Source organism: Sphingobacterium sp. IITKGP-BTPF85 (genome assembly GCF_001006065.1).
Taxonomy (GTDB): Bacteria; Bacteroidota; Bacteroidia; order Sphingobacteriales; family Sphingobacteriaceae; genus Sphingobacterium; species Sphingobacterium anhuiense.
This window is the reverse complement of sequence record NZ_ASZT02000014.1, coordinates 37,197-60,806: the sequence shown is the minus strand read 5'-3', so window position 1 is coordinate 60,806 and position 23,610 is coordinate 37,197. Positions and strand designations below refer to the sequence as shown.

Sequence of the window (23,610 nt, the reverse complement as noted above, 5' to 3'; positions counted from 1 at the left end):
AAAAATCGTATTCATCCTGGACTTGACCACAAACAGTTGGCAACATGGAACGCGTTAATGCTAAAGGGGCTGATTGATTCATACCGCATCTTTGATAAAAAGGAATACTTAGAGCTGGCTTTACTGAATGCTGAATTTCTGAAGAGTGAATTGATTGCCGGCGATTTCAGTATCTTACATCAGCCACAAGATTCGAACCGCAGTATCCCCGGTTTTTAGATGATTACGCTTTTACGATCACTGCATTTACAGCACTTTATGAAGCTACATTTGAGGAAAAATGGTTACAAACAGCAACCTCATTACTCGATAAAACAATCGAATTATTTTACAACCGTAACGAAAAAACGTTCTACTACAGCGCATCGAACGCAGAAAAATTAATTGCCCGAAAAAGTGAAGTCATGGATAATGTCATTCCGTCATCTACATCAGCAATTTGTCATCAATTAAAAAAAATAGGCCTTCTAACTGACAATGAGGAGTATACAGCAATTTCAGATCAGTTATTTGCCAATGTATTCCCACAAATCAAGACATATGGTTCTGCATATTCAAATTGGGCAATATTATTGTTAGAAGAATTGTATGGTTGCAATGAGATTGCGCTAACTGGAGAAGATGCACATGCATTTCGTAAGGAGCTAGATCATTATTACATTCCGAATAAAATTGTATTGGGTGGAACAAAAAGCAGTCTGCCATTGTTATTAAATAGACAGGGTTTAAATTCAAAAGCATACCTTTGTCGAAATAAAACATGCAGTCTGCCACAGAATACAATTGCAGAACTTATAAAAATAATAGAATAATAACGGGGGATATCCCAAAAATCAAAACAAATGGCAATAGTAACTAATGACGTAGTAGCGTTAACTTACAAACTTCACACAATCGAAAACGGCGAAAAAGTATTCGTAGAAGAAACAACAACAGAAAATCCTTTAGACTTCTTATATGGTGTAGGCATGATGCTTCCTAAATTTGAAGAAAACATCGCTGGCTTAAATGTTGGTGACACTACTGCATTTGAATTATCTGCAGAAGATGCTTATGGCGAAAAAGACGAGCGTGCTGTTGCCCAATTACCAGCAGATATGTTTAAAGAAACTGGTTTACCTCCAGTAGGTGAGGTTATCCCTTTACAAGATAACCAAGGAAACCAATTTCGTGCAGTAGTTGTAGAAGTAACTCCTGAAGTTGTAGTTGCTGACTTAAACCACCCAATGGCTGGTAAATCATTACATTTCGAAATCGAAATTTTAAATGTACGTCCTGCAACTGAAGAAGAGTTATCTCATGGTCACTCTCACGGTGTAGATGGTACTCAAGGTCACTAATTCTGACCAAAATATTTATAAGAGACGGATGTTGGTTCAAACCAGCATCCGTTTTTATTTGTAGTAATTATAACGTATAGTCTAATTTCAGAAAGGAGCTAACAGTTCTGACTGTTGGTTAATAACTTCAGCTAGAAGAGAAAGGGCAATTTTTCATCGATTTCGCGCTATGGCGGCTTCATTTCGTCGCCAGTATATGACATTTCCGCACGTGGCGGAATCGTATTGACCACTGTATGTTTCATTTCCCCACGTGGCAGAATCGTTTTGTCCTATGACTGCATCATTTCACAGGTTATAGAATCTTGTCGTAGGTTGCATGCATCATTTCCCCACGTGACAAAATCCTGTCGTCGCTATCCCTGCCATTTCCTTACGTGGCAAACTCGTTTCGCCACCTGTCTATTTCATTTCCCCACGTGGCGGAATCATTTTATCCTTTGTTGAAAGCCTCCCGCCATAGTGCGAAACCACGCTCCCGTTTTGCAATAAGACTACAATGAAGCATGGCCCATAGCCTCCATCGCGTATTCTCAATCATGGCTACCGCAAATACTACACATCCTTCTTATTCATTTCAAAGTAGTCTGACTCTTAATTGTCACCAAACCATAAAATGGTCATGAAAGTTACTTTGTCCATATTCTTGACTTGAAATGATCGAGACCCCAAGGACAAAATGAAAGAAGAATTACGGAAAACATCTTCCTATCTGTGGCCTAACTGCACCCAATCGCCCAACTCACAAACCTATAACTTTTGAGCTTAAAAAACTTTAGCTAAATCCTATTTTTTACGAATTGTCTTTATAATCATATTGTTGTAACTTTCATATTCACAACCTACAATTATGAATCATTGTCTTAAACCTTTGTCGCCCGTAACATCTCTCTCTTCCCTGGTGCTCCCGGTGCTTTTTCGATCGTAAATCCTAGTGCTTTCATGCTTCTTTTGAGATTGCCGGTAATAGCATAGGTAACAAATACACCTCCTGGTTTTATAAATTTTGCAACATGTGCCAAAGCCTCATCTGACCACATTTCGGGTTGATGAATAGCGGCAAAAGCATCAAAGTATACCAAATCAAAAGTTTTATCTGAACTAAAATCCATCAATAAAGTATGATCGATATGTAAATTTGTATTTGAATCAATCTCTGTTGTTTCATTTAGAGCTTGGTTATAACCTGTTATATAATTATTCCAGTTTTCTTCAGAAACGAATGCATCATAGCCAATTTGCTGAATAACTTCCAGAGACAATGGATAACCTTCTATACCTACATAATCTATCGTGATTCCCTTACCAGCTGTATAAGCAAGCGTCTGCGTAAAGTTTAAGCCTGTTCCAAAACCGACTTCTAAAATAGCGATATCCTTTAAGGAATGTTTCTGAATGTAATAATCAAGTCCTGTCTGAATAAAAACATGTTTACTTTCCTGAACTGCTCCATGTTTGGAGTGGTAGCACTCTCCTATTTGTTCATTAAACAATGTTTTTGAACCATCCCCTGTTGTTACAAATTCCATTTCACGCATATATAACAAAAATAGAATAAAAAGAACTTAATTGCTATGGATATCCATATAATCAGTCTTTATATTTCATTGAGATTATTAAACGTAAAAAACAATACCTCATAAAATTGTTTGTTCGTAACAAGAAAATTTAAAAACCTTTCATTAAAAATGAATAATTATTTATATATTAACATCTTGTAAACAAAATGATTATGAAAAATTACATCCAACAGTCACTAAGTTATGTGAGCATATGCTTATTGTTTGGATATACGCAATGCAGTGTGGCTCAACAGAAATATTTTAATGATGTGACGTTAACAAATATTCCACAAGATACAAAAGCGCATGCTTTGGATGTAATCCTTATCGATGTTGATGCTGATGGAGATCTTGATCTTGTACTTGCTCTAGAATCTGAACCCAACAGATTATACCTTAATGATGGAAGTGGTAAGTTTTCTTGGAAGAAAGGTGTTTTTGCTGAAAAACCGCATGACACCGAGCATGTAAGGGCGGTAGATTTTAATAAAGATGGTTTTATAGACCTTATTTTTGTGGCTGAGGATGATCAGAACCATGAGTATTATCTAGGTAAAGGTGATGGCACATTTATCGATGTATCCGATCGGCTATTAGGCAAAAGCGAAGCTAACGGCCTAGACATAGCAGATGTCAACGGAGATGGTCTTATGGATATTGTTATCGGTAATTCGGGTAAATCACCACAAAATTTTTTATGGATAAATGATGCTAAACGACCTGGTTATTTTTTAGACCATACTTCAATTTCACTTCCACAGGTTGAAGATCAAACTCAATCCATCAAATTTGCAGATTTGGATGCTGATGGTCACATGGATATGATTATTGGTAACGAAACTCCGCCAAATCGCTTATTATTTAATGATGGGAAAGGAAATTTCATAGAACATACCGCAGGATTACCGCTCATGGTCCCCTTACACACCCGCGAGGTGATTGTATTTGATGCAAATGACGATGGGAAACCCGATATACTTTTCGCCAATCTAACAAGTAATGGTGGCGCAAAAGATAAAGATCCCAGAGCCCGATTGTTTATAAATCAGGCGACCGTCGTTTTGTAGATGAAACAGAATCTAGAATGCCAGAACAAACATTTTCTACGTATGCTGCTACTGCAATTGATTTTGATCATGACGGACACTTAGACATTATACTGAGTGCGATCAAGATTCCTCCTTTTGAAGAGATGCAAGTGCAAGCTTTAAGAAACGATGGAAAGGGTCACTTTTCTTTTGTTACTGACAAAACAATCCCTGAGATTACACGTGGTAGAAGCTGGGGTATTGCAGTTGGCGATGTCAACGCTGATGGGATAGCTGATATGGTGATCGGCGGATGGGGCTCTCAGGTTCGTCTGTTATTGGGTCAAAAATAAATTTTAACAAATAGGCTGGGAAAGTCCCAGCCTAAACATTCATTTATAAAACAATAGTACTTTATTGTGCTAATATCTTATTCTTCTTTACATCATCATAAATGACGCTCGTCTTATTTCCTTCAATAAGTAATCCACGACTTTTGCCTCCTAATCTATTTGCTTCATTATTCACATTTACAGCAACAACGCGACCTTTATAAAAAGAGGTAACTTCTGGAAAAATTGTATGTCCAAGATATATTCTTTTTGCACTGTAAATCTGCAGTATTTTTTCTAAATCTGTTTCGTTTAAAGGCTCATACTTTTCTTCTTGACGAACCATGCCGCGATACCACAAAGGTCCTTCACTACCAAATAGAAAAGTACCTGCACGCGACTTATGTCTCTCTTCTTTGGTTTGAAACAAATAGAAACGAACAGAATCATTTACTGCAGGTATTGTCCATTGTGGATCTAGCATGGTATGACTAAGTCCTGCATGTACAAAAAGATGATCTCCTATCTTCTCCATCGTATTTTTACTTTGTAGCCATTTTCCTAATTCAGTATCTAATGACCAGAAATCACGATAATCTTTTCCAATAGCGTCAGCAAGTACCTTATACTTATCTTGGGCATATTTATAATTACCCCGTAAGATCATTTCTTCATGATTACCCAAAAGAAAATGCACCTTACCGCCAGCTTTTTCGGCTTCATTTTCCAATTTATAGATTAACCAAAAGATGGGTAATACGTCTTTACCGCGATCAAATACATCTCCGATAATGACAAGGTTATTTTTTCCAAAAGTCCATTGATAATTACTTCCTATTACTTTCTGCGCTTTTAGAATAGCATAAAAAGATTGAAAATCGCCGTGAGGGTCTGACAAAACAAGGATCTTACTACTTTTTGGAGAATTCCAGCTAGGTGTCTTAACCGGGTGTCGCTTTATTTCAAACTGATGTTCACCATCTTCTGTCACTACTTTAAATGATGATTTAACCGGTACTTCACTTCGAATCTCACCATTCTCGACACGCACTAGCTTCGTTCCTCCATTTTCATAAAAGAAATAGGGACCATCGTTATTTCCCAATGTTGTTTGACTATGTGTATCGGCAATCTGAAAAAGAACAAATACAGCTGTCAAAGCACAAGTTATACTGATCCTAGAAGGACCAGTATAATTGACTTTAAGATATTGTTGAATGCAGTTATACATCATAATATAGTTTAATATCCGTCGTTTGAACGATGTTTTTATTCGCATCAATCTCAATTCGTGGAATAGCCATCAATGTTTTGAAAAAAGTACGATCAAAAGATTTAGTTTCAGGTCTTAAAGATGGCGAAACATGAGCACTACCTTTACGCTCTATACGCATATTGTTGCGTAATGCATCAAATAGTCGATGTCCCTCACCTACAAGTTCACGACGGCGCTCTTCCATAACTCGTTCTAAAGTCACAACACCAGTAACAGATTTTGCAGGATTTGCACGCGAAACTATTGCATTTAGGTATTTCAACGCATTACTATTGTCGTTTAGTTTAACGGCAGCTTCAGCTGCAATTAAATATCCCTCCGAAAGACGAAGGACAGGAACATCTGCAAATTCAGGATTTTCACCATCAGAAGTATTTCCAGGATATTTGTTCAAATAATAATAGTCAACCTGTTTACTGGTATATTTTGTAATGACCTTATGACGGACATCATTGGAGTCATCTTTGATTAACTTCATATAATCGTCCGATAAAATAATGTCATTATATCCATTTCTCCACAATAGGTACCCTATTCCTTCTTTTCCAGGACCGTTTTCAGTCTTTACAATAGATAGCTGAAACAAAACTTCATTTGTAAAATCCTTTGACCAAACAGAAGCGTATTCACTATTTGTCCATAACAGATATTGACCTTTAGTCGAGCTCTGGGTTGTTTGCGCTTCTTTGATCAATTGCATCGCGACAGTTAAAGCTTTGGAATTTTCGCCCATATAAAGATAAGCTCTTGCTAATAGTTGCTGTGCACCAAATTTATTAAGTTTGCCATTTTTTTCGCAGTACTCAATAATATTACAGCATTTTCCAAATCATCTACAATCTGTGTATAGACTTCTTTTACTGAATTACGTGCAGGTTTATTAGTTGAATTATGTTTTTCTATTTCAATCGGTACCCCTAGTGAGGCCCCGTTGTTTTTTGTATAAGGATCTCCAAACACTTTAACCAGATCAAAATGTGCCAACGCGCGAAGTGTTAATGCCTGTCCTTTTATGTCATTGAGTTCATCGGTCAATTGTTCTTTCTCAACTCCATTAACGAAGGCCAAAACACCATTCGCATTTCTTAAAACACGATAAGGCTGATACCACAGTGATGAAGGAGTATTGTCCTTGTTAAAATCAAAAAGATAATATTTTGCAGCACGTTTTGTGTCACCGTTCGACAACATATCTTCTCCAGTTACATCGCCATAATAGGTCATACGAGCTCCATAATATTCATAACCACGTAGAATATCATAAATGCCATTTAAAGCATATTGAGCTTCTCGGGCAGATTTAATTGCTTCAGAACTTTCTGTAGAAGTACTTGGCTGGGATTTCTCCAACCATTGGTCCCCACATCCAACTAACAAAGTACAAGATATCAGAACCGTTGATAATATAAGTTTCATAGTCTTTTTTTAGAATTTAATATCCAAACCAAAAGTAACCGTCTTCAGTTTTGGGGATTCAAAATATACTGTACCATTTACAGGTACCTCAGGATCATAATTATTATAAGCCGCAAAAGTCAAAAGATTGACTCCTGAACAATATGCTCTGATATTACTCACTTTAAGACGACGTGCAATGTGTTTCGGAAGAGATACTCCGAAAGTCAAGTTTTTCAATCGGATATGATCTGTTGAATGAACACGACGTGTATTGGCTACACTGCTCATATCGTAAGTATTTCCAACCATAAACATCTCGATATCGGTATCATCACCTGGCTTTTGCCATCTGCGTTCATAATATTGCGGAATATTATCATAACCCGTTTTTCCAGCAAGCTCTGTTTTACTAGCACCGCTATCGTATGAATAACCACCCAGAGAATATGTCCATGTAAAGTTTAGATCAAAAATCTTATAACGAAGGGTATTAGTAAAACCACCGATCAACTTAGGATCAACACTTTTATAAAGAATTCTGTTTGCTTTGGTATAATCTTCTGTGATATCTCTTGAATCTAGATTAGCTGGATCATTGATGTAATATTGTGGAACACCCGTTTCCTTACTTATCCCCGCAAATTCGATCAGATAATAGCTATACCATGGTTGGCCGACACGGTGAATCAATGTACCGTCCCTTAACTCAGAACTTCCATCAGCTAATGATACGGTCTTATTTCTGTTCATTCCAAAATTTAGATTTGAAGTCCATTTAAATTCAGAATCTCTTAAAATATCTGCATTCAAATCAACTTCTATTCCTGAGTTACGAAGTGCTCCAATATTGGTTAGATAAGCAGAAAAACCTGTTGTATAGGAAGTAGGCATATCGTTCAATAGATCTGACGACTGGCGTCTGTACCATTCGAAGGTAGCTCCCAGACGATCAAAAAGACGAAGATCTAATCCAATATTTAGATTATTTTGTTTCTCCCATTGTAAAGCCGGATTTCCAATCTGAGTTTCTCTTATACCAGGATTATTAAGATAAGGAAAACCAAAACCGGTCAAATCCATATAAGTATAATACGTATTGGGTAGAGTACCATTAGTACCATATGACACCCGAATCTTACCGTCAGTTACAACGTCGCCTACTGATTCCATAAAGTTTTCTTTTGAAAACTTCCATGCTCCTGATAAGGACCAGAATTTTCCCCAACGACTATCACGATGAATACGAGAGCTACCATCCATACGAACGCTACCACCAAAGAAATATTTATCATCATAATTATAGTTTGCTCTGGAAAGGTAAGACAACAAACGCCATTCTGAATTGGAACCAGAAAGATCTGTAATTACAGAACCATTTGAAAGAACAACTTTATCTACTGAAGGAAAATTATCTTTTGCACCATCAATTCCATCTTTGCGAAATTTATTAACCTCATATCCGCCCAATATATCCAAATGATGTTTGTTAGCAAAAGTCTTATTATAAGTTAAACTATTCCGCCATACGATCTGATTATAATCTGTAAAACTTGTAGTTAAAGAACCATTTGTTTTCTCACCGTCTGATGTACGTGGATCTGACCAAGAATTATATTTGGTATTGGTATGGTCTAAACTAAAAGTTGTATTAAAGACTAAACCATCAAAGAACTTATAATTGGCAAATACGGTATTAAAAGAACGATCACCCTGCTCTCTTCGGTAATTATACAAAGAAGTTGCTTTAGGATTACGCGGTCCATTAGAAAAGAAATCTGTGAAAAATGAACCATCTTCATTGTACACCGGCTCCGAAGCTGTAATCTTATGACGAGTTGAATAGATCGGTGAAGTATAAGCTCCTCCTTCTGAATTCACATCTTGAGCAATGTTTGAGTATAGAATATTAGCTCCAAGTTCTATTTTATCGCTCATTTTATATTTAACATTCAAACGGCCAGTTATACGCTCAAAACCAGATTGATAAGACAAACCTGTTTGATTGACATACCCCATCGATGTGTAGTAAGAGAGCTTACCATCACCTCCTGAAGCAGAAAGATCTGCATTTCTAAAAGGAGAATTTTGGCGAAACAATTCTTTCTTCCAATCTGTCCAACCACTCCAAGGTTTAGGTGCATACTTATCGATGTTCGCTTGTGCATATTCTTCTATTAAGTTATCATCGATCACCTTATCAATATAACGAGCGCGGTTTCGAAGTCCTTCCAAAAGCATCTCGCGTCGTTGGGGACCATCCATGACCTCACGGAAATCTGTTGCTTGACTTGAAAGACCATAAGCACCCTTAAATGAGAATACTGGCTTTCCAGCTTTTCCAGACTTTGTGGTAATCAAAATTACTCCACCAGCAGCACGTGATCCATAAAGTGAAGCTGCTGCGGCATCTTTAATTACTGTAATCTGCTCAATATCGGCATTACTCAAAGTAGACATGACATCCAATCCAGCATTATTTGAACTACTTGATGAAATATCATTAGACATTACCGGAACACCGTCGATGACAAATAAAGGTTTGCTAGAAGCATTAATAGATCCCATTCCTCTAATACGGATATCAGTCGCACCACCTGGCTGACCGGAAAGTGAATTAACTTGCACCCCAGGCGCATTTCCCTGAAGCATTGTCGAAAAATCGACAGCAGGCACGTCGGACATGCGCTCAGTACGGATTGTTGAAGCAGATCCAGTATAATCTGATTTCTTAAACGTACCATACCCCGTTACAACAACCTCTTCTAAATTTGCTTGACTAAACTGCAGGCTCACATTTACGGTCTCAGAAACAACTTCTACTTCTTTTCTTTCATAACCTAAAAAGTTAAACTGTAAGATAGATCCTCGTGATGCTACAATCGAAAAATTGCCATTTTGGTCTGTTCCTACAGTATTTTTTGTTCCTTTAATCGAAACACTGACACCAGAAAGCACCTGTCCACTTTGGTCTGTTACTTGTCCATGTACCGATTTTTGTTCGCTTAAGATTGTGATTTTGGAATTCTTAATAGTTTGTTGGTTATCAAAATCAGGTTTACCCGATTTAACGACGATAGACTTTCCATCTTTAATATAAGTCAGTCCACGTGGAGTTAGCAACTCGGAAAGGGCACGGTCTAACGTTACATTATCAAAATCTACACTTACAGAAGGCGTATTGTTGATAATTTCCGATTTACAAAGAACTGTATATCCAGTCTGCTTTTTTATTTCACGGAATACGTCAACAATAGCACTATTCTTCTTCTTAATACGTACCGTTTGAGCAAAACTTCCTGCATGAAGCTGTCCCACGGTAAACAAAAGAAGCATAATAATCATTTTCATAATAATGAGGTATTTATACTTTTTCATTACATTTGGTTGGTTTTGTTAGTTTAATAAATAGTTAGCAAGTATTTTTTAATTTTCGAACCAATTGCTGGGGAAGTACCACCTTCCTCAGCTACTTAAGATTACGAAATATTAGATTCTGAGTGTAATCATTATTTCATAAGCTTTACCCTCCTCCCTTCGATTTGAATTTTAATTTTATCGTCAGTCATTTTTATAATTTTTAACACTTTATCAAAAGTATCAAGTCGGGAAACGGATCCCCATAGCGTAATTTTTGAAAGACTAGGGTCTATATCGATATCTATATCATACCATCTTGCTACCTGTGTCAGCACTGTACCTAGAGGTTCATTATTAAACATAAACTCATCATTTGTCCAAGAGATACTTTCATCTATAGAGACTTGTTGCACACGAAGGTTTTCTCCATTGACCACTGCCTGTTCGCCTGGTGCAAGTACTTTCTCTTCTCCAGTGGGAACAGAAACTTTAACTTTACCTTCTTTTAAAGAAACTTTGGATTCTTTCTCATTTGGATAAGAATAGACATTGAAATGAGTTCCTAACACTTCTATTTTTTCCTTTGCAGTAATAACAATAAATGGTCTACCTTGCGATTTCGCTACTTCAAAGAAGGCTTCACCGTCTAATTCCACTAAACGTTGCTGTTCTGTAAATTTATCTGGGTATTTTAGACTTGTAGATGCATTTAGCCATACTTTTGTACCATCCGACAACTGAATCTCATATTGCCCTCCCCGCGGTTGATAAGGTCATCATCTGTCTTTTATCCGTCGAGCTACCTAAGGCTACGGAACCATCATTATAGGTGATACTACTGCCTATAACTATTCCATTATGGCTTTGATCTAATCCTAAACTGCTCCCGTCAGAAAAATGAAGTGTTGCTTTGTTTCCACCAGGGTGCAGGTTTTCTGCTAATTTTGTAACATCAATATTGTTATTGTGATCTTTACTTTTGATGGTCCAAATACCAAATATTGCTAATCCAATGAAACAAGCAGCAGCTATATACCATAGTGGTAACTTTTTATAACTTGTCGTTTTCTTTAAAGATGGTTTCTCAATTTTTGTCATGATATTAGAGAGTACTCGAGATTCTCTTTTTTCGATATCTTTGACGTGCACACTATAATATTCTAGTTCTTGACGCAAATGATCAGCATTTTCCAACTTTTCTACCATGATTCGTAAATCTGGATATTGTTGAAAAAGCATCCGAAGCTCTCTATCTGTAGTTGGATGAATATTCCCTTTCAAATATTCTTGCAATAGGATTAAGGTGTTGTCTATATGATGCTTCGTGTTTGCCATTATTCATTTTGATAATAGAAACACGAGTTACTTAACAATCTTACAGCATATTTGAGAAAAAAACCTAAATATCTAAGAATGAGTTAAATAAAATATATATTTACTTTTGGCCAACAAAAGATAAAAAAGCAAAAAGTGCTAATGTATTTTTTGTCTTTAACAGGTGTCTAATTGTGTTAATTGCCCGAGAACGGTTAGTGTATACGGCGGAAGGACTCATTGCCAGTTCTTCTGCAATTTCCTCAACGGTCTTATCTTCTAGGAAAGTTAAATTAAAAACTTCTTTTTGTTTTTCAGGTAATTTTTCTACTTCTGTAAAAATAGCATGAACAAGTTCGGCATGAATCAAATTTGAAAAAGCATCCTTGTCATCAACTAAAAGATCTTCATAGTCTGATAAAGATTCATGAATACCTTTCGAACGTTTTGCCCGGATCGTGTTAAGACTTGCATTTTTTGCTGAGATATAAACAAATGCACGTAAATTTTCCATAGTAGGGAAATCCATCCTACGATTCCATACCTTAACAAATACGTCAGCTACGATCTCCTCCGCAACATCTGCTTCCTTGATATACTTCAGTATAAAAAAGAATAATTGCTTATAAAATCGATGATAGATGATAACAAATCCCGTTTGATCGTCTCCTTTCAAACTGTCTATCAATTGTGAATCTGTCATAAGGCAGTGTGAAATTAGATTATTTTTATCAACAAAAACGAAAAGGCATCTTTTTAAAGTGATACATAGGTTAGAATCACTATTTTGGACTAAAATAGAAAAGACTTTTTAGAATATCAAGTTGTTAACAATTATTTAAAACACTCATATCATACCGTTAACTGTTCAAATGCATTAAAACACCGATAAGTTGTATAAACCTCTTTACCATTTAGTCAATATTAAAATTGAAAACTGTTGATTTACTACTTACCAAAAGCTAAATCTAATTACTAGATATTCAAAATCAATGCATTACAAACTGAAAGTTTGAATTATAAATTCCGTTTACCATATATTAAATGATATATAAATAAAAAAAACTAAATTAGTATCCATAATGACATACTCAACCAATATATTTCTCCAAAATTATGGAAGCATCGTACTGCTTATTGTAGGTATCCTCGCAGGGAGTATCTTAGGAATATATTTACCTAACATAGTTCCATATATCAAGCCTATAGGTGATATTTTCTTGAACCTGTTATTTGTTGCTGTCATTCCTCTAGTTTTCTTTGCTATCTCATCATCTGTAGCTAATATTGAAGGAACAAACCAACTCGGCAAGATCATCGGGGCAATGACCGGCGTCTTTTTAATGGGTGTACTCATCTCTGCATGTGCTACGATTGCCGTCCTTTATTTCTTTCCTCTTGACGCTCCCATAGTACCAAATGGTTCAGAACTTCTGGACAATAATCCTGATGACACCTGGAGTGATAAGATGGTTCGCTTTTTAACCGTTTCAGAGTTTGGTAAACTACTATCACGAGAGAATATGCTTGCTCTTGTAATTTTCTCATTTTTAGTGGGTATCGCTACGCGAAAATCAAGTGCTGTTGCACAGCCATTCCTATCTTTCTTAAATGCTGGAAATGAAGTCATGAAAAATCTGTTGATTTTGATCATGAAAATTTCACCGATCGGTTTAGGTGCTTATTTTGCTTATCAAGTCAGTAGTTTAGGACCACAACTTTTTGGTTTCTATGCCAAACCCTTAGGGCTTTATTATTTATTTGGAACCTGTTATTTTTTTGTGGGTTTCACTGTCTTTGCATTTATTGCGAATGGCAAGTATGGAATTACCTCTTATTGGAAAAATAATATTGTTCCCACGCTGACTGCATTAGGTTCTTGCAGTAGTTTGGCAACAATGCCTGCTAACTTACTGGCTGCAAAAAAATTGGAGTTCCAGATACAATCGCTAATGTGGTCATTCCTTTGGGAACAACGCTACATAAACAAGGATCCAGTATATCTTCTATTTTTAAAATATACGTTGCATTTTTGTTAATAGGAAAAGATTTTTTTGATCCGATGACGCTCGTTATGTCACTCGGAATTACTGTTCTAGTTAGTGTGGTAGCAGGAGGAATTCCTAATGGTGGATATATTGGAGAAATGTTAATGATCTCTGTGCTGGACCTTCCAATCGAAGCCGTTCCTGCTGTAATGATTATCGGAACGCTCGTTGATCCATTAGCGACCATCTTAAATTCTACCGGAGACACTGTAGCAAGTATGCTCGTGACAAAATTTACCGGAAATAAATATCAGGTTGTTACAGCGGAGGTTTTAAAATCGTAATCCATAAAACAAGGATCCATATTGATGCGTACCATAAAGCATTTCTTTCGCTTCTCGTGATTGAAAGACATAGGATAATCCTAGGGTTGATCGACCACTTGCCAGCATAAATCCAACTTTATGGCTAGGCATGAATTTCTCAATCGTATATTGATCTCTGAATGTTTTATCATGTCCAATCCCGCCTTGAATAGTGGAGTTATAGCCGTGATAATATAAGGATGGTATATAATAGAAAAATAATTCTCGATCTGTCTCCGTACTTTGAACATGTCCCTTTGTAAATGCAGAATGATAAAATGACCGTAAGCGCCCCCATCTGATAGGCAAACCAATATTTGCATTTACATGGTTCATTCCTAATGTTCCTGAACCTACACCCGAAATTTCGAAACTTCTGCCAGATGATCTATAGAACAGCCTTTGATACTTTAATCCTAGATCAACACCAAATGCATTTGGGATCTGCCCTTCCCAGCCAGATACTTCATAAATATTGAATACCTGATGGATAATTTTTTGCACCTCCTTTCCTTTTGCAAGTGGTCCAACCTGCCCGAATTCAACTTTTAAACTTAATACCTGTTCCTGCCTATAATACTGATTCAATTCACCCGATAGGTATAGATAGGCTGCAAACGGTCTATCCCATTGTGATGATCTATTATTATACAAATTAACCCCGTTGTACATCTTTTGTCCAAGCTCAATATCCAACACACGATTTTTAACTTTCGAAGTATCTGATTTTAAACCTAATCTATAGTTTATATTGATTCCATTTGTATAATAACGATCCTGAGATGTTAATAAATAAACATCATTATCATTTTGGAGAGCAATTTCACTTTTTAAAATTTTGCTTTGCGATAAAGCAAGTTGTAAAGGCAATATACCTACGAGCAAACACACAATACGCAATACGATTATTTTCATTCGATCCAAATGATTGTAAAAATTAAGATATAAACTAAATTAAAGATATTTAATAAGATTAAATGCATGTTGTATAGAATGATTTAAACCTATTTTCAATGCATTACAAATTTATTTAGAAAGGTTATAAATAAACGATCCCGGTTGCAAATTTAGTTACTTCGCCAATCTATTCGTAATTTTGTATTCGATAAAGTGTTAAATTTTTAAAAAATGAAACCATCATGAGCTTAAATCAGCTCATTAATAAAATGAATAACTGCTCATGATAGCTTCATGGCCTTTAAAACCGAGTGTTAGCGAGCTCAATAATACAAATAGAAAGCTGACGCTCATTTATTAAACAAATTATTCTAATGAAAAAAAGTTCCATTATTCTAATCGCCCTTATTGCTGTTGCAATTGCGATGATTCTTGTAATTTACACAGATTCTAGCACCTATCAACTTTTACTGAAGCGAAAGAGAAAAAAACAGAACTCTATGTTGTAGGCGTACTTAATAAGGAAAAAGCATTGCATTATGATCCAAAAACTAATGCAAATCACTTTTCATTTTACATGTATGACAATGATAGTACAGAATGTCAAATTGTATTCAATGGTTCAAAACCTCAGGATATCGAACGATCTGAACAAATTGTATTAACAGGTAAAATGGATGGTAATGTATTTCATGCGTCAAAAATATTGATGAAATGTCCTTCGAAATATAACCAAGATAAAGTCGAGGTTACAGAAACTAACGCTACAGCATTTAATAACTAATATTCATAATCACCAAATAAATGGACGTAAACTACGTAGGCGAGAATCTATTGCCTGGAAAAATAGGTCAGTTTTTTATTGTTCTCTCATTCGGAACAGCATTACTATCTTTCATTAGTTATTATTTTGCTACAACAAATAAAGAAGAAAAATCTTGGTTAAAAATTGCCCGGATTGCTTTCTGGACAAATGCAGCCTCAATCATTGCGATTGCTGCAACGCTTTTTTTCATTATCCATACTCATTTATTTGAATACCATTACGCATGGGCACATAGCTCCAAATCATTGCCTACACATTACATCATCTCCAGTTTTTGGGAAGGTCAGGAAGGTAGTTTTTTACTCTGGATGTTCTGGCAAAGTGTATTAGGATCAGTTTTACTTTTTAAGGCTAAAGATTGGGAGGGTCCAGTAATGACCTTCATCATGTTGTGTCAAGTATTTCTAGCTTCTATGATCGTAGGTGTACAAATTTTTGGATTTCATCTAGGTAGCTCGCCTTTCATCTTACTAAGAGAGGCTATAGAGGGACCAATTTTTAACGATCCAAACTATTTATCTTTAATTCCTGATGGCAAAGGTTTAAACCCACTGTTACAAAACTATTGGATGGTTATTCACCCGCCAACGCTATTCTTAGGTTTTGCTTCTATGGTTGTTCCCTTTGCTTATGCGGCCGCGGCTTTATGGACCAAACGTTATAAAGAGTGGATTACACCTGGATTACCATGGGCACTTTTTGCTGTCATGATATTGGGTGTAGGCATAATTATGGGATCATTTTGGGCGTATGAAGCACTTAACTTTGGTGGTTTCTGGGCTTGGGATCCTGTAGAAAATGCATCTATTATTCCTTGGTTTACTTTAATTGCTGCTGTTCACGTAATGATTGCTTATAAAAACTCTGGGCATTCTTACTTTACAGCTACATTCTTGGCTTTAATCAGTTTCGTTCTTGTCATCTATGCTTCCTACTTAACAAGAAGTGGGATTCTAGGAGAAACATCTGTGCACTCATTTACTGATTTGGGGTTAAATGTTCAACTTATTGCCTTTAATGCGACCTTCTTTGTGATTATGGTTGTAGCTTTGGTTGTCCGTAAAAAACAAATGCCGACGACTCAAAAAGAGGAGGATATCTATTCAAGAGAATTTTGGTTGTTCATAGGCGCTTTGGTTCTAACTGTTGCCTGCGTTCAAATGATCTCTTCAACTTCAATTCCAGTCTTCAATGCTATTTTTGGAACCAAGGTTGCTCCACCTTTAGATCCGATCCAACATTATAACAAATGGCAGTCGGGATTTGCGGTCATTATTATGATTTTAACTTCAATCACCCAATTCTTGAAGTATAAAAAAACAGATCCTAGAAAATTTTTCGCGTCAACCATCGCTTCTTTAATCGTAGCTATTGTATTAACTGCTGCAGTTTCTTACATCACGAAAACATACACAAATTTAATTTTCATCTTAATAACCTTCTCTTCCCTATTCTGTATTCTCGCGAATATTCGCGTATTAGCAGATGCCGTAAAAGGTAAGTGGAAATTAGCGGGGTCAGCTATTGCGCACATTGGATTTGGATTATTATTAATTGGAGCCATGATAGCAGCATCTACCAATGAAGTGATTTCAATCAATAATACGGGTTATATTGCTGTATCTGGATTTGACAAGGTTGAAAAACCTGGTGACAACCTGTTCTTAACAGAGGGTGAACCGGTGCAGATGGGTGAATACCGCATCACTTATATTGGTGATAGTGTAGCACAACCCAATGTGTTTTATAAGATAAAATATGAAGCAATCGATGAGGAAAGTGGAAAAGTAAAAAATTCGTTTGTACTTATGCCGTTTGCTCAGAATAATGAGAAAATGGGAGGCTTGATCGGTACTCCTGCGACAAAGCACTACTTCACACATGATATTTACACCCTAATAACTGCGGCAGCTTCGGACTTACAGGCGAAAAATGCAAATATCCCTGCCGATCAGAAAACAGGCTTTGAGGATTATGAAGAACCGGCAACTTATGAGGTCAATGTTGGTGACACCCTTCGTTATAGAATGGTTTCTTTGTCATTGAAGGTATTAACAGAAATGCTCATTTAGAAAACATCCCTAAGGGAGAGAAAGATGTCATTGTAGGATTAAAAATCAAAGTTATCGCTTCTGATAAAAAAGAATACAACGTTGAACCGGTGTTTTTAATCAAAGATGGTACTTCATATGATTTTAATAAAGATGTAAATGAAGAAGGACTACGTTTCCGTTTTTCAAATATCTTGCCTAAAAAAGATAAATTAGAAGTTATGGTTTACCAAAAACCACTTCCAGAGAAAAAATGGATTGTATTTAAAGCGATTAAATTTCCATATATTAATTTCTTCTGGTGTGGAACTATTGTCATGACAATCGGATTTTTCATGTCTATTTTTAGAAGAAATAGTGAGGCAAAAAGATTAGATAAAAAACAAAGCTAATGAATATTGTCATCTTAGGAAGTGGAAATGTTGCAACACACTTTGCACATAACTTCCATAACAAAGGTCACAAAATCTTGCAAATATTCAGTCAACAGAAGGTCAATGCTCAAGCATTGGCCTTTGCTGTAAATGCAGAGGCTATTTCTAAGGTATCAGAAATAAATAAAGAAGCTGATCTCTATATGATCGCAATTCCGGATCATGCTATTCCATCACTTATTGAAACCATATCTACAGCTATCTCCGGCATTGTTGTGCACTGTTCTGGAGCTACAGATATACAAGTTTTAAGTAAATTTCAGCATTATGGTGTGATATATCCTCCGCAGTCCATTTCTAAAAATGATCAATCCGACTTCAGTCTGATTCCATTTTGTATTGAAGGAAATGACTCCATAACATTTAATATTCTGATGAAGCTTATGGCTACTATAGCACCAAAATCTATCGCTTGTAGCTCAAGTCAAAGATTAGCTATTCATATAGCCTCAGTATTTGCGAATAACTTCACAAACGCACTCTTTCAAATCAGTTATGACCTCTTACAGCAGCACGATTTACCGTTTGATATAATTAGGCCAATTATTCTTGAAACTGCACAAAAGGTACAATCTAAGCTACCTAGTCAAGTTCAGACCGGACCAGCTGTTAGAAATGACGAAATCACGATAAAAAAGCATTTAAATTTTATCAGCGAACATGATGATTGGAAACAAATCTATCAACTATTATCACAAGAGATTGTAAAAAGAAAAAGCTAAATATCATTTCTTTACCAAGATTTTAAAACTTCTTCATAACGGCCATTAATTTTCTTTTACAACAAGTAACTTAGTACTTTTGCTTTGTATAAAATGAACATTGGTTCAATATTTGAAAGCATAGTAAACATTAAAATTGTAACAGATCAATCGATTACATTTGATTGATATTTGATCAAATTTTTATTAAAGTAAGAGTCTAAATACTATTTAAATTATGACCGTTAGAAAATTAATTCTTGGCACCATGACTGTAATCAATTTGATTATAATCTCTTTTGGGCTTATTTTTACACCACAGTGGTTTTGGTTGTTAGTCATACCGATGCCTCTTTTATTTGTGGCGATATATCACAGTTTCCAACATAAACATGCTATTTTAAGAAACTATCCTTTAGTTGGATATTTCCGTTATTTCTTTGAATCCATTCGTCCAGAATTACGTCAATACTTTTGGGAGTCTGATACTGATGGACGTCCTTTTAATAGAAGACAACGTTCTATCGTTTATCAACGCGCTAAAAACCAACGGGAAACTGTTGCTTTCGGTATGCAGACAGATCCACAAACAGTCGGTAATGAATGGGCAGCTCACTCTGTCTTTCCTTGTCACATTGATAATCATGACTTACGTACTACTGTAGGGAATGCAGCTTGTAAACATCCTTATAGTTTAAGTGTATTTAACATTTCTGCAATGAGTTATGGCGCATTGAGTAAAACAGCTATTACCGCATTAAATAAAGGTGCTCAATTACAAAATTTTGCACACAACACTGGAGAAGGTGGTATCAGTGACTATCATAACAGTGGTGGCGATTTGATCTGGCAGGTAGGTACGGGTTATTTTGGCTGTCGTACGCATGACGGTAAATTTGATGGTGAACTTTTTAGAGAAAAAACTTCACGTCCTAACATCAAGATGATTGAACTGAAAATATCACAAGGTGCTAAACCTGGCCATGGAGGTATACTACCTGCAGCCAAAAACACACCCGAAGTTGCTGCAATTCGCCACGTCATCCCAGGTACAGATGTCATGTCACCTCCTGCACACAGTGCATTCTCAAATCCAATTGAAATGATGGAATTCATTCATAGATTGAAAGAATTAAGTGACTTCAAACCTGTGGGATTCAAAATGTGTATCGGTGATAAACAAGAGTTTATTGAAATCTGTCGTGCAATGCAAACAACACAGATATTCCCAGATTTTATTGCTATTGATGGTTCCGAGGGTGGAACAGGTGCTGCACCACTCGAATTTACAGATAATCTAGGAATGCCATTATATGATGCTTTAGCTTTTGTTACAAAAACTCTAATTGCTTTTGGTCTTAAAAGACATATCAAGCTCTTAGTTTCGAGTAGAATCGTCACTGGTTTTGATTTGTTAAAAGTAATTGCTCTCGGAGCAGATGCATGCTATAGTGCCAGAGGAATGATGTTTGCATTAGGCTGCATTCAAGCTTTGAAATGTAACGAAGATACTTGTCCTGTAGGAGTTGCAACACAACAGCCCCACTTGTATAAAGGATTAGATGTTAACGATAAATATGTACGTGTCGCACAATTCCATCGTAACACTTTACGTGCTACTGTAGAGATTATGGAAGCTTGTGGATTTAAAACTTTATCGGATGTCAGTGCCGATAAATTTTTCAGAAAAGTTGATGCTGTTAACACATTAAGTTTTCAAGACATCTATTTTGGAAGAGAAGGTCGTCTAATCGAAAGTCATACTGATTTTGAGGCAAAAATATTTTAATAATAAAGAAGGGCTTTTCATAAAACAAAAGCCCTTCTTTATTATTTTCTCAAATTGCAGATAACTTGTTGAAGCGTTACTTGCGCCATATCAATTGTATCTGGAGATACCCCATCCAATGCTTCAGCAATAGTCTTATTAGCTTGTTGCATACCCATCTCTTTTAACTTACGGGCAGACTTAGTTAAATAAATCAAATTTGATCTACGATCATCTTTATCATTTACTCGGATAACTAAATTTAATTTCTCCAAATTATTAATTAAACGCGTAATACTTGGTTTATCTCTAAAGGTTCTAATGGCCAACTCTTGTTGTGTAAGTCCCTCCTCTTGCCATAAATTGTACAAAATACTCCATTGCTCAGCCGTAATATTGATTCCCACATCTTTTAAATTACGCTGCATTCTACGCGATATGGCTGTAGTCGCTTTTCCAGTTAGAAAATCATAGAACTCTATCTTTCCAATTAAATCTTCATTAAGCATAATAATCAAAGTCTTTTTAGGTTATACTATATCGTACTTTTTAGCCAACGGATCTTTATTTTCAAAAAAGATAAAATTAACTATAACTCGTTGGCCAAATAGGTTTATATTATAAATATAATGCTTTACATGGTATAACAAAAATTAAATTGTTTTTTTTGTTATCTTCATGCTATGGAAAAGTTGGTCCCCCTATTAATTGCATTAGCAATCTTTGGTTTTAAGTCATATCAGAACTATATGAAAGAGCAAGATGCTGCGCTAAAAAGAAGAAAGGCAAATGCCCCTATTCCTAGCAAAAACAAAACAGAACCACCTGCATATCAACCCTCTCAGAAAGAAAAGAATGTGGTTACCCCACCACCTTTTTACTCAGAAAAAATAAAAGATACAAACGAAATTCAGCGATTTAAAAAAGAAAGAGAAGAGCACCGCTTAGCTTTGAATAAAAAAAATAAATTACCACAATCTTTACAAAAAGAACCAATGGTAACAGAAGACTTTGATTTAAGAAAGGCAGTCATAATGTCTATCATTCTTGATAGACCCTACAAATAATGACATTAATCTATTGTGAAGCTATCTGCATCCTGTAAAAATGGAAAAGATTTTCTTGCTTCATGAAGATCTTTGGGATGAATAGTAAATGTATACAGATCTTCATCTTCAGGTTTATAATAAACCACATCTCCTACAGGAGAAATACACATAGAACCACCTGAATAATAAATATCATTACCATCGTGACCTACACGATTAACACCAATAACAAAAGCTTGATTTTCTATAGCACGTGCTGGAATTAAGGTTCTCCAATGAGCAGAACGTTTATCTGGCCAGTTTGCAGTATATATCAATAAATCATAAGCGCCACCAATATTTCTTGACCATACCGGAAAGCGTATATCATAACAAATCATAGGACATATATTCCAACCTCTGATGTTTACAATAATACGTTCTCGTCCAGCTGTAAAATAGAGGTCTTCTTTTGCCATTGCAAACAAATGTCTTTTATCATATTTTACGTAGGTTCCATCTGGAGACATCCAGACAAAACGATTAAAGTATTTCCCGTCTTCTGTTATAATCAATGAACCTGCTATCACACAATTTAAACTTTGGGACATGTGGAACAGCCACTGCATGGTTTTACCATCACTTGGTTCTGCACACTTCTCTACATTATTTGTAAATCCGGTGTTGAACATTTCAGGCAAAATAATAAGATCCGTTTTTTCTCTTAAATTCGAGAGTTTAAGCGCGAGATTACTCAAGTTCTTATCGACATTTTCCCAAAAGATATATGCTTGAAAGATTGTTACTTTTAACGGTTCCATTGTAGTTGTTTCGTAAATTATGATGACCTAAGTCTACAAATTAAGAATTTTTTAAATAAATAAAGATTAAATAGACAATTAATAGCTATTACTATTGTTCCCTGATGAGGAGTTGAGTCGATAATGTTATTAACGTCTCTTTCTTGTGATTTGGTATATTAATCGCCGATAATCTTTCAAATGCACGTTGTGTATATGCATCTTTTAATTTGTCTGCATATTCTTTAATGTTATAGCTGTGGTATAGTGATAACATATCATGCAATTTGTTTGGATTATCCTGTATTGTTGCGTTTAATAAATTCTGAAGCCTTGGAAGATCCTCTTCCTTTATAATTTCCATTAATTTGACCAACAGATAGGTCTTTTTATTAATTAGAATATCTCCTCCAATCTGTTTACCAAAAGTTTCAGGGTTGCCATAAGCATCTAGTACATCATCTTGAAGCTGGAAAGCTATTCCTATATATTCTCCAAATTCATAAATTAATTTTTGATCACTAAGATTTGCTTCGGCCAATATTGCCCCCATCTGTAGTGCACCTCCTAACAGTACTGAAGTTTTAAGCCTAATCATCTCAATATATTGATCCATACTAATTTTATCAGTATGTTCATAATCCATATCCAGTTGTTGGCCTTCACAGACTTGCATAGCAACTCTATTAAAAGTTTTGAGAAGATCTGCTATATAAAGCGGATTGCTATTGGCCAATTCATCATAAGCTTTTACCAATAATCCATCTCCTGAAAGGATAGCGACATTCAAATCCCATTTTTCATGAACGGTTGCTTTCCCTCTTCGTAGAGGTGCTTTATCCATAACGTCATCATGAACTAAAGAAAAGTTATGAAAATATTCAATCGATTTTGCAGCGGGTAAAGCATCTGTAATTTCCCCAATATCAAACATTTCAGCGGCAACCAATGTCAAGGCCGGTCTAATACGTTTACCACCTAAACTTAAAAAATAGCGAATTGGATCGTAAAGATTAGTCGGTTGATTCGGAAATTGACTGTTTTGAATCGAGTCAGAGATTAGTTTTTGTAAATGCTGCATAGTATCTAGTCATCTTCTCCTAATGATACGCGAAGATAACAATTATAAAAACAAACTTTTACTA

24 protein-coding genes and 1 pseudogene are annotated in these 23,610 nt (G+C 35.8%); 13 read left to right on the top strand and 12 right to left on the bottom strand.

What is annotated here, in order from left to right; translation table 11 throughout:
* From L950_RS25850 to L950_RS04810, 3 genes and pseudogenes are all read left to right on the top strand, one after another.
* Nucleotides 1-219 (top strand): annotated as a pseudogene (locus L950_RS25850) (thioredoxin domain-containing protein); the annotation flags it as partial.
* Nucleotides 220-404: 185 nt separating this feature from the next.
* Nucleotides 405-812, top strand: a complete 408-nt coding sequence (locus L950_RS25845; RefSeq protein WP_031288547.1) for a hypothetical protein — start codon at nucleotides 405-407, stop codon at nucleotides 810-812.
* A 30-nt stretch (nucleotides 813-842) separates the two neighbouring features.
* Nucleotides 843-1,340 (top strand): peptidylprolyl isomerase, encoded by a 498-nt coding sequence (locus L950_RS04810; RefSeq protein WP_021190473.1) that lies wholly within the window; start codon nucleotides 843-845, stop codon nucleotides 1,338-1,340.
* Between the two features lie 863 nt (nucleotides 1,341-2,203).
* Here the strand turns inward: L950_RS04810 and mnmD are convergent.
* Entirely contained in the window at nucleotides 2,204-2,869 is a 666-nt protein-coding gene (mnmD, locus tag L950_RS04805; protein ID WP_031288545.1) for a tRNA (5-methylaminomethyl-2-thiouridine)(34)-methyltransferase MnmD, read from the bottom strand.
* Nucleotides 2,870-3,072: 203 nt separating this feature from the next.
* Here mnmD and L950_RS04800 point away from each other — a divergent pair, with 203 nt between their 5' ends.
* Nucleotides 3,073-3,969, top strand: coding sequence for an FG-GAP repeat domain-containing protein (locus L950_RS04800; RefSeq protein ID WP_197086248.1), 897 nt, complete (start codon nucleotides 3,073-3,075; stop codon nucleotides 3,967-3,969).
* A 17-nt stretch (nucleotides 3,970-3,986) separates the two neighbouring features.
* A complete protein-coding gene (locus tag L950_RS25840; RefSeq protein ID WP_052764308.1) occupies nucleotides 3,987-4,283 on the top strand; it encodes an FG-GAP repeat domain-containing protein in 297 nt (98 codons plus the stop codon).
* Nucleotides 4,284-4,344: 61 nt separating this feature from the next.
* Here L950_RS25840 and L950_RS04795 read toward each other — a convergent pair whose 3' ends face one another.
* The 7 genes from L950_RS04795 to L950_RS04770 all read right to left on the bottom strand — a co-directional run bounded on the left by L950_RS04795 (nucleotide 4,345) and on the right by L950_RS04770 (nucleotide 12,310).
* Entirely contained in the window at nucleotides 4,345-5,496 is a 1,152-nt protein-coding gene (locus L950_RS04795) for a metallophosphoesterase (protein ID WP_197086247.1), read from the bottom strand.
* Nucleotides 5,486-6,271, bottom strand: coding sequence for a RagB/SusD family nutrient uptake outer membrane protein (locus tag L950_RS25835; protein ID WP_052764307.1), 786 nt, complete (start codon nucleotides 6,269-6,271; stop codon nucleotides 5,486-5,488). The genes L950_RS04795 and L950_RS25835 overlap by 11 nt, the downstream gene beginning before the upstream one ends.
* Nucleotides 6,272-6,288: 17 nt before the next feature.
* Entirely contained in the window at nucleotides 6,289-6,954 is a 666-nt protein-coding gene (locus tag L950_RS25830; protein ID WP_052764306.1) for a RagB/SusD family nutrient uptake outer membrane protein, read from the bottom strand.
* A gap of 9 nt (nucleotides 6,955-6,963) precedes the next feature.
* On the bottom strand, nucleotides 6,964-10,311 hold the full coding sequence (locus L950_RS04785) for a TonB-dependent receptor (protein ID WP_021190470.1): 3,348 nt from the start codon (nucleotides 10,309-10,311) through the stop codon (nucleotides 6,964-6,966).
* Between the two features lie 131 nt (nucleotides 10,312-10,442).
* A complete protein-coding gene (locus L950_RS04780) occupies nucleotides 10,443-11,030 on the bottom strand; it encodes a FecR family protein (protein ID WP_021190469.1) in 588 nt (195 codons plus the stop codon).
* 7 nt (nucleotides 11,031-11,037) lie between these two features.
* Nucleotides 11,038-11,628 (bottom strand): hypothetical protein, encoded by a 591-nt coding sequence (locus L950_RS04775; protein ID WP_021190468.1) that lies wholly within the window; start codon nucleotides 11,626-11,628, stop codon nucleotides 11,038-11,040.
* 100 nt (nucleotides 11,629-11,728) lie between these two features.
* Entirely contained in the window at nucleotides 11,729-12,310 is a 582-nt protein-coding gene (locus tag L950_RS04770) for an RNA polymerase sigma factor (RefSeq protein WP_021190467.1), read from the bottom strand.
* A 379-nt stretch (nucleotides 12,311-12,689) separates the two neighbouring features.
* On the opposite strand from L950_RS04770, the gene L950_RS04765 reads away from it, so the two are divergent.
* Together L950_RS04765 and L950_RS31925 are read left to right on the top strand one after the other, a co-directional pair.
* On the top strand, nucleotides 12,690-13,646 hold the full coding sequence (locus L950_RS04765) for a dicarboxylate/amino acid:cation symporter (protein ID WP_231576862.1): 957 nt from the start codon (nucleotides 12,690-12,692) through the stop codon (nucleotides 13,644-13,646).
* The gene (locus tag L950_RS31925; RefSeq protein ID WP_231576861.1) at nucleotides 13,562-13,939 is read left to right on the top strand and encodes a cation:dicarboxylate symporter family transporter; all 378 of its coding nucleotides are present in this window, start codon (nucleotides 13,562-13,564) and stop codon (nucleotides 13,937-13,939) included. Before L950_RS04765 ends, L950_RS31925 begins: the two co-directional genes overlap by 85 nt.
* Here L950_RS31925 and L950_RS04760 read toward each other — a convergent pair.
* Nucleotides 13,928-14,875 carry a lipid A deacylase LpxR family protein gene (locus tag L950_RS04760; RefSeq protein ID WP_021190466.1) on the bottom strand — a complete coding sequence of 316 codons (948 nt, stop codon included), beginning with the start codon at nucleotides 14,873-14,875 and terminating at the stop codon, nucleotides 13,928-13,930. The genes L950_RS31925 and L950_RS04760 overlap by 12 nt on opposite strands.
* A gap of 514 nt (nucleotides 14,876-15,389) precedes the next feature.
* Between L950_RS04760 and L950_RS37075 the strand changes: the two genes are divergently transcribed.
* The 5 genes from L950_RS37075 (at nucleotide 15,390) to L950_RS04740 (ending at nucleotide 20,658) form a co-directional block, all read left to right on the top strand.
* Entirely contained in the window at nucleotides 15,390-15,641 is a 252-nt protein-coding gene (locus L950_RS37075; protein WP_021190465.1) for a cytochrome c maturation protein CcmE, read from the top strand.
* 20 nt (nucleotides 15,642-15,661) lie between these two features.
* Entirely contained in the window at nucleotides 15,662-17,755 is a 2,094-nt protein-coding gene (gene ccsA / locus L950_RS04750) for a cytochrome c biogenesis protein CcsA (protein ID WP_316930534.1), read from the top strand.
* A gap of 89 nt (nucleotides 17,756-17,844) precedes the next feature.
* Nucleotides 17,845-18,126, top strand: coding sequence for a hypothetical protein (locus L950_RS36250; RefSeq protein WP_316930533.1), 282 nt, complete (start codon nucleotides 17,845-17,847; stop codon nucleotides 18,124-18,126).
* Nucleotides 18,126-18,890, top strand: coding sequence for a Rossmann-like and DUF2520 domain-containing protein (locus tag L950_RS04745; protein WP_021190464.1), 765 nt, complete (start codon nucleotides 18,126-18,128; stop codon nucleotides 18,888-18,890). The genes L950_RS36250 and L950_RS04745 overlap by 1 nt, the downstream gene beginning before the upstream one ends.
* Nucleotides 18,891-19,107: 217 nt before the next feature.
* Nucleotides 19,108-20,658 (top strand): FMN-binding glutamate synthase family protein, encoded by a 1,551-nt coding sequence (locus L950_RS04740; protein WP_021190463.1) that lies wholly within the window; start codon nucleotides 19,108-19,110, stop codon nucleotides 20,656-20,658.
* 41 nt (nucleotides 20,659-20,699) lie between these two features.
* Here L950_RS04740 and L950_RS04735 read toward each other — a convergent pair whose 3' ends face one another.
* A complete protein-coding gene (locus L950_RS04735) occupies nucleotides 20,700-21,146 on the bottom strand; it encodes a MarR family winged helix-turn-helix transcriptional regulator (RefSeq protein WP_021190462.1) in 447 nt (148 codons plus the stop codon).
* Between the two features lie 240 nt (nucleotides 21,147-21,386).
* Here L950_RS04735 and L950_RS04730 point away from each other — a divergent pair, with 240 nt between their 5' ends.
* On the top strand, nucleotides 21,387-21,704 hold the full coding sequence (locus L950_RS04730; protein ID WP_132769107.1) for a hypothetical protein: 318 nt from the start codon (nucleotides 21,387-21,389) through the stop codon (nucleotides 21,702-21,704).
* Nucleotides 21,705-21,709: 5 nt separating this feature from the next.
* On the opposite strand, the gene L950_RS04725 is transcribed toward L950_RS04730, so the two are convergent.
* Both L950_RS04725 and L950_RS04720 read right to left on the bottom strand, forming a co-directional pair.
* Entirely contained in the window at nucleotides 21,710-22,486 is a 777-nt protein-coding gene (locus L950_RS04725) for an amidohydrolase (protein ID WP_021190460.1), read from the bottom strand.
* Nucleotides 22,487-22,577: 91 nt separating this feature from the next.
* Nucleotides 22,578-23,546, bottom strand: a complete 969-nt coding sequence (locus L950_RS04720; RefSeq protein ID WP_021190459.1) for a polyprenyl synthetase family protein — start codon at nucleotides 23,544-23,546, stop codon at nucleotides 22,578-22,580.
* Nucleotides 23,547-23,610: the final 64 nt, after the last annotated feature.

Coding starts and splice junctions, on each gene's coding strand:
- L950_RS25845 (WP_031288547.1), top strand. CDS start 405: ATGGATAATGTCATTCCGTCATCTACATCAGCAATTTGTCATCAATTA.
- L950_RS04810 (WP_021190473.1), top strand. CDS start 843: ATGGCAATAGTAACTAATGACGTAGTAGCGTTAACTTACAAACTTCAC.
- mnmD (WP_031288545.1), bottom strand. CDS start 2,869: ATGGAATTTGTAACAACAGGGGATGGTTCAAAAACATTGTTTAATGAA.
- L950_RS04800 (WP_197086248.1), top strand. CDS start 3,073: ATGAAAAATTACATCCAACAGTCACTAAGTTATGTGAGCATATGCTTA.
- L950_RS25840 (WP_052764308.1), top strand. CDS start 3,987: ATGCCAGAACAAACATTTTCTACGTATGCTGCTACTGCAATTGATTTT.
- L950_RS04795 (WP_197086247.1), bottom strand. CDS start 5,496: ATGATGTATAACTGCATTCAACAATATCTTAAAGTCAATTATACTGGT.
- L950_RS25835 (WP_052764307.1), bottom strand. CDS start 6,271: ATGGGCGAAAATTCCAAAGCTTTAACTGTCGCGATGCAATTGATCAAA.
- L950_RS25830 (WP_052764306.1), bottom strand. CDS start 6,954: ATGAAACTTATATTATCAACGGTTCTGATATCTTGTACTTTGTTAGTT.
- L950_RS04785 (WP_021190470.1), bottom strand. CDS start 10,311: ATGAAAAAGTATAAATACCTCATTATTATGAAAATGATTATTATGCTT.
- L950_RS04775 (WP_021190468.1), bottom strand. CDS start 11,628: ATGGCAAACACGAAGCATCATATAGACAACACCTTAATCCTATTGCAA.
- L950_RS04770 (WP_021190467.1), bottom strand. CDS start 12,310: ATGACAGATTCACAATTGATAGACAGTTTGAAAGGAGACGATCAAACG.
- L950_RS04765 (WP_231576862.1), top strand. CDS start 12,690: ATGACATACTCAACCAATATATTTCTCCAAAATTATGGAAGCATCGTA.
- L950_RS04760 (WP_021190466.1), bottom strand. CDS start 14,875: ATGAAAATAATCGTATTGCGTATTGTGTGTTTGCTCGTAGGTATATTG.
- ccsA (WP_316930534.1), top strand. CDS start 15,662: ATGGACGTAAACTACGTAGGCGAGAATCTATTGCCTGGAAAAATAGGT.
- L950_RS04745 (WP_021190464.1), top strand. CDS start 18,126: ATGAATATTGTCATCTTAGGAAGTGGAAATGTTGCAACACACTTTGCA.
- L950_RS04740 (WP_021190463.1), top strand. CDS start 19,108: ATGACCGTTAGAAAATTAATTCTTGGCACCATGACTGTAATCAATTTG.
- L950_RS04735 (WP_021190462.1), bottom strand. CDS start 21,146: ATGCTTAATGAAGATTTAATTGGAAAGATAGAGTTCTATGATTTTCTA.
- L950_RS04730 (WP_132769107.1), top strand. CDS start 21,387: ATGAAAGAGCAAGATGCTGCGCTAAAAAGAAGAAAGGCAAATGCCCCT.
- L950_RS04725 (WP_021190460.1), bottom strand. CDS start 22,486: ATGGAACCGTTAAAAGTAACAATCTTTCAAGCATATATCTTTTGGGAA.
- L950_RS04720 (WP_021190459.1), bottom strand. CDS start 23,546: ATGCAGCATTTACAAAAACTAATCTCTGACTCGATTCAAAACAGTCAA.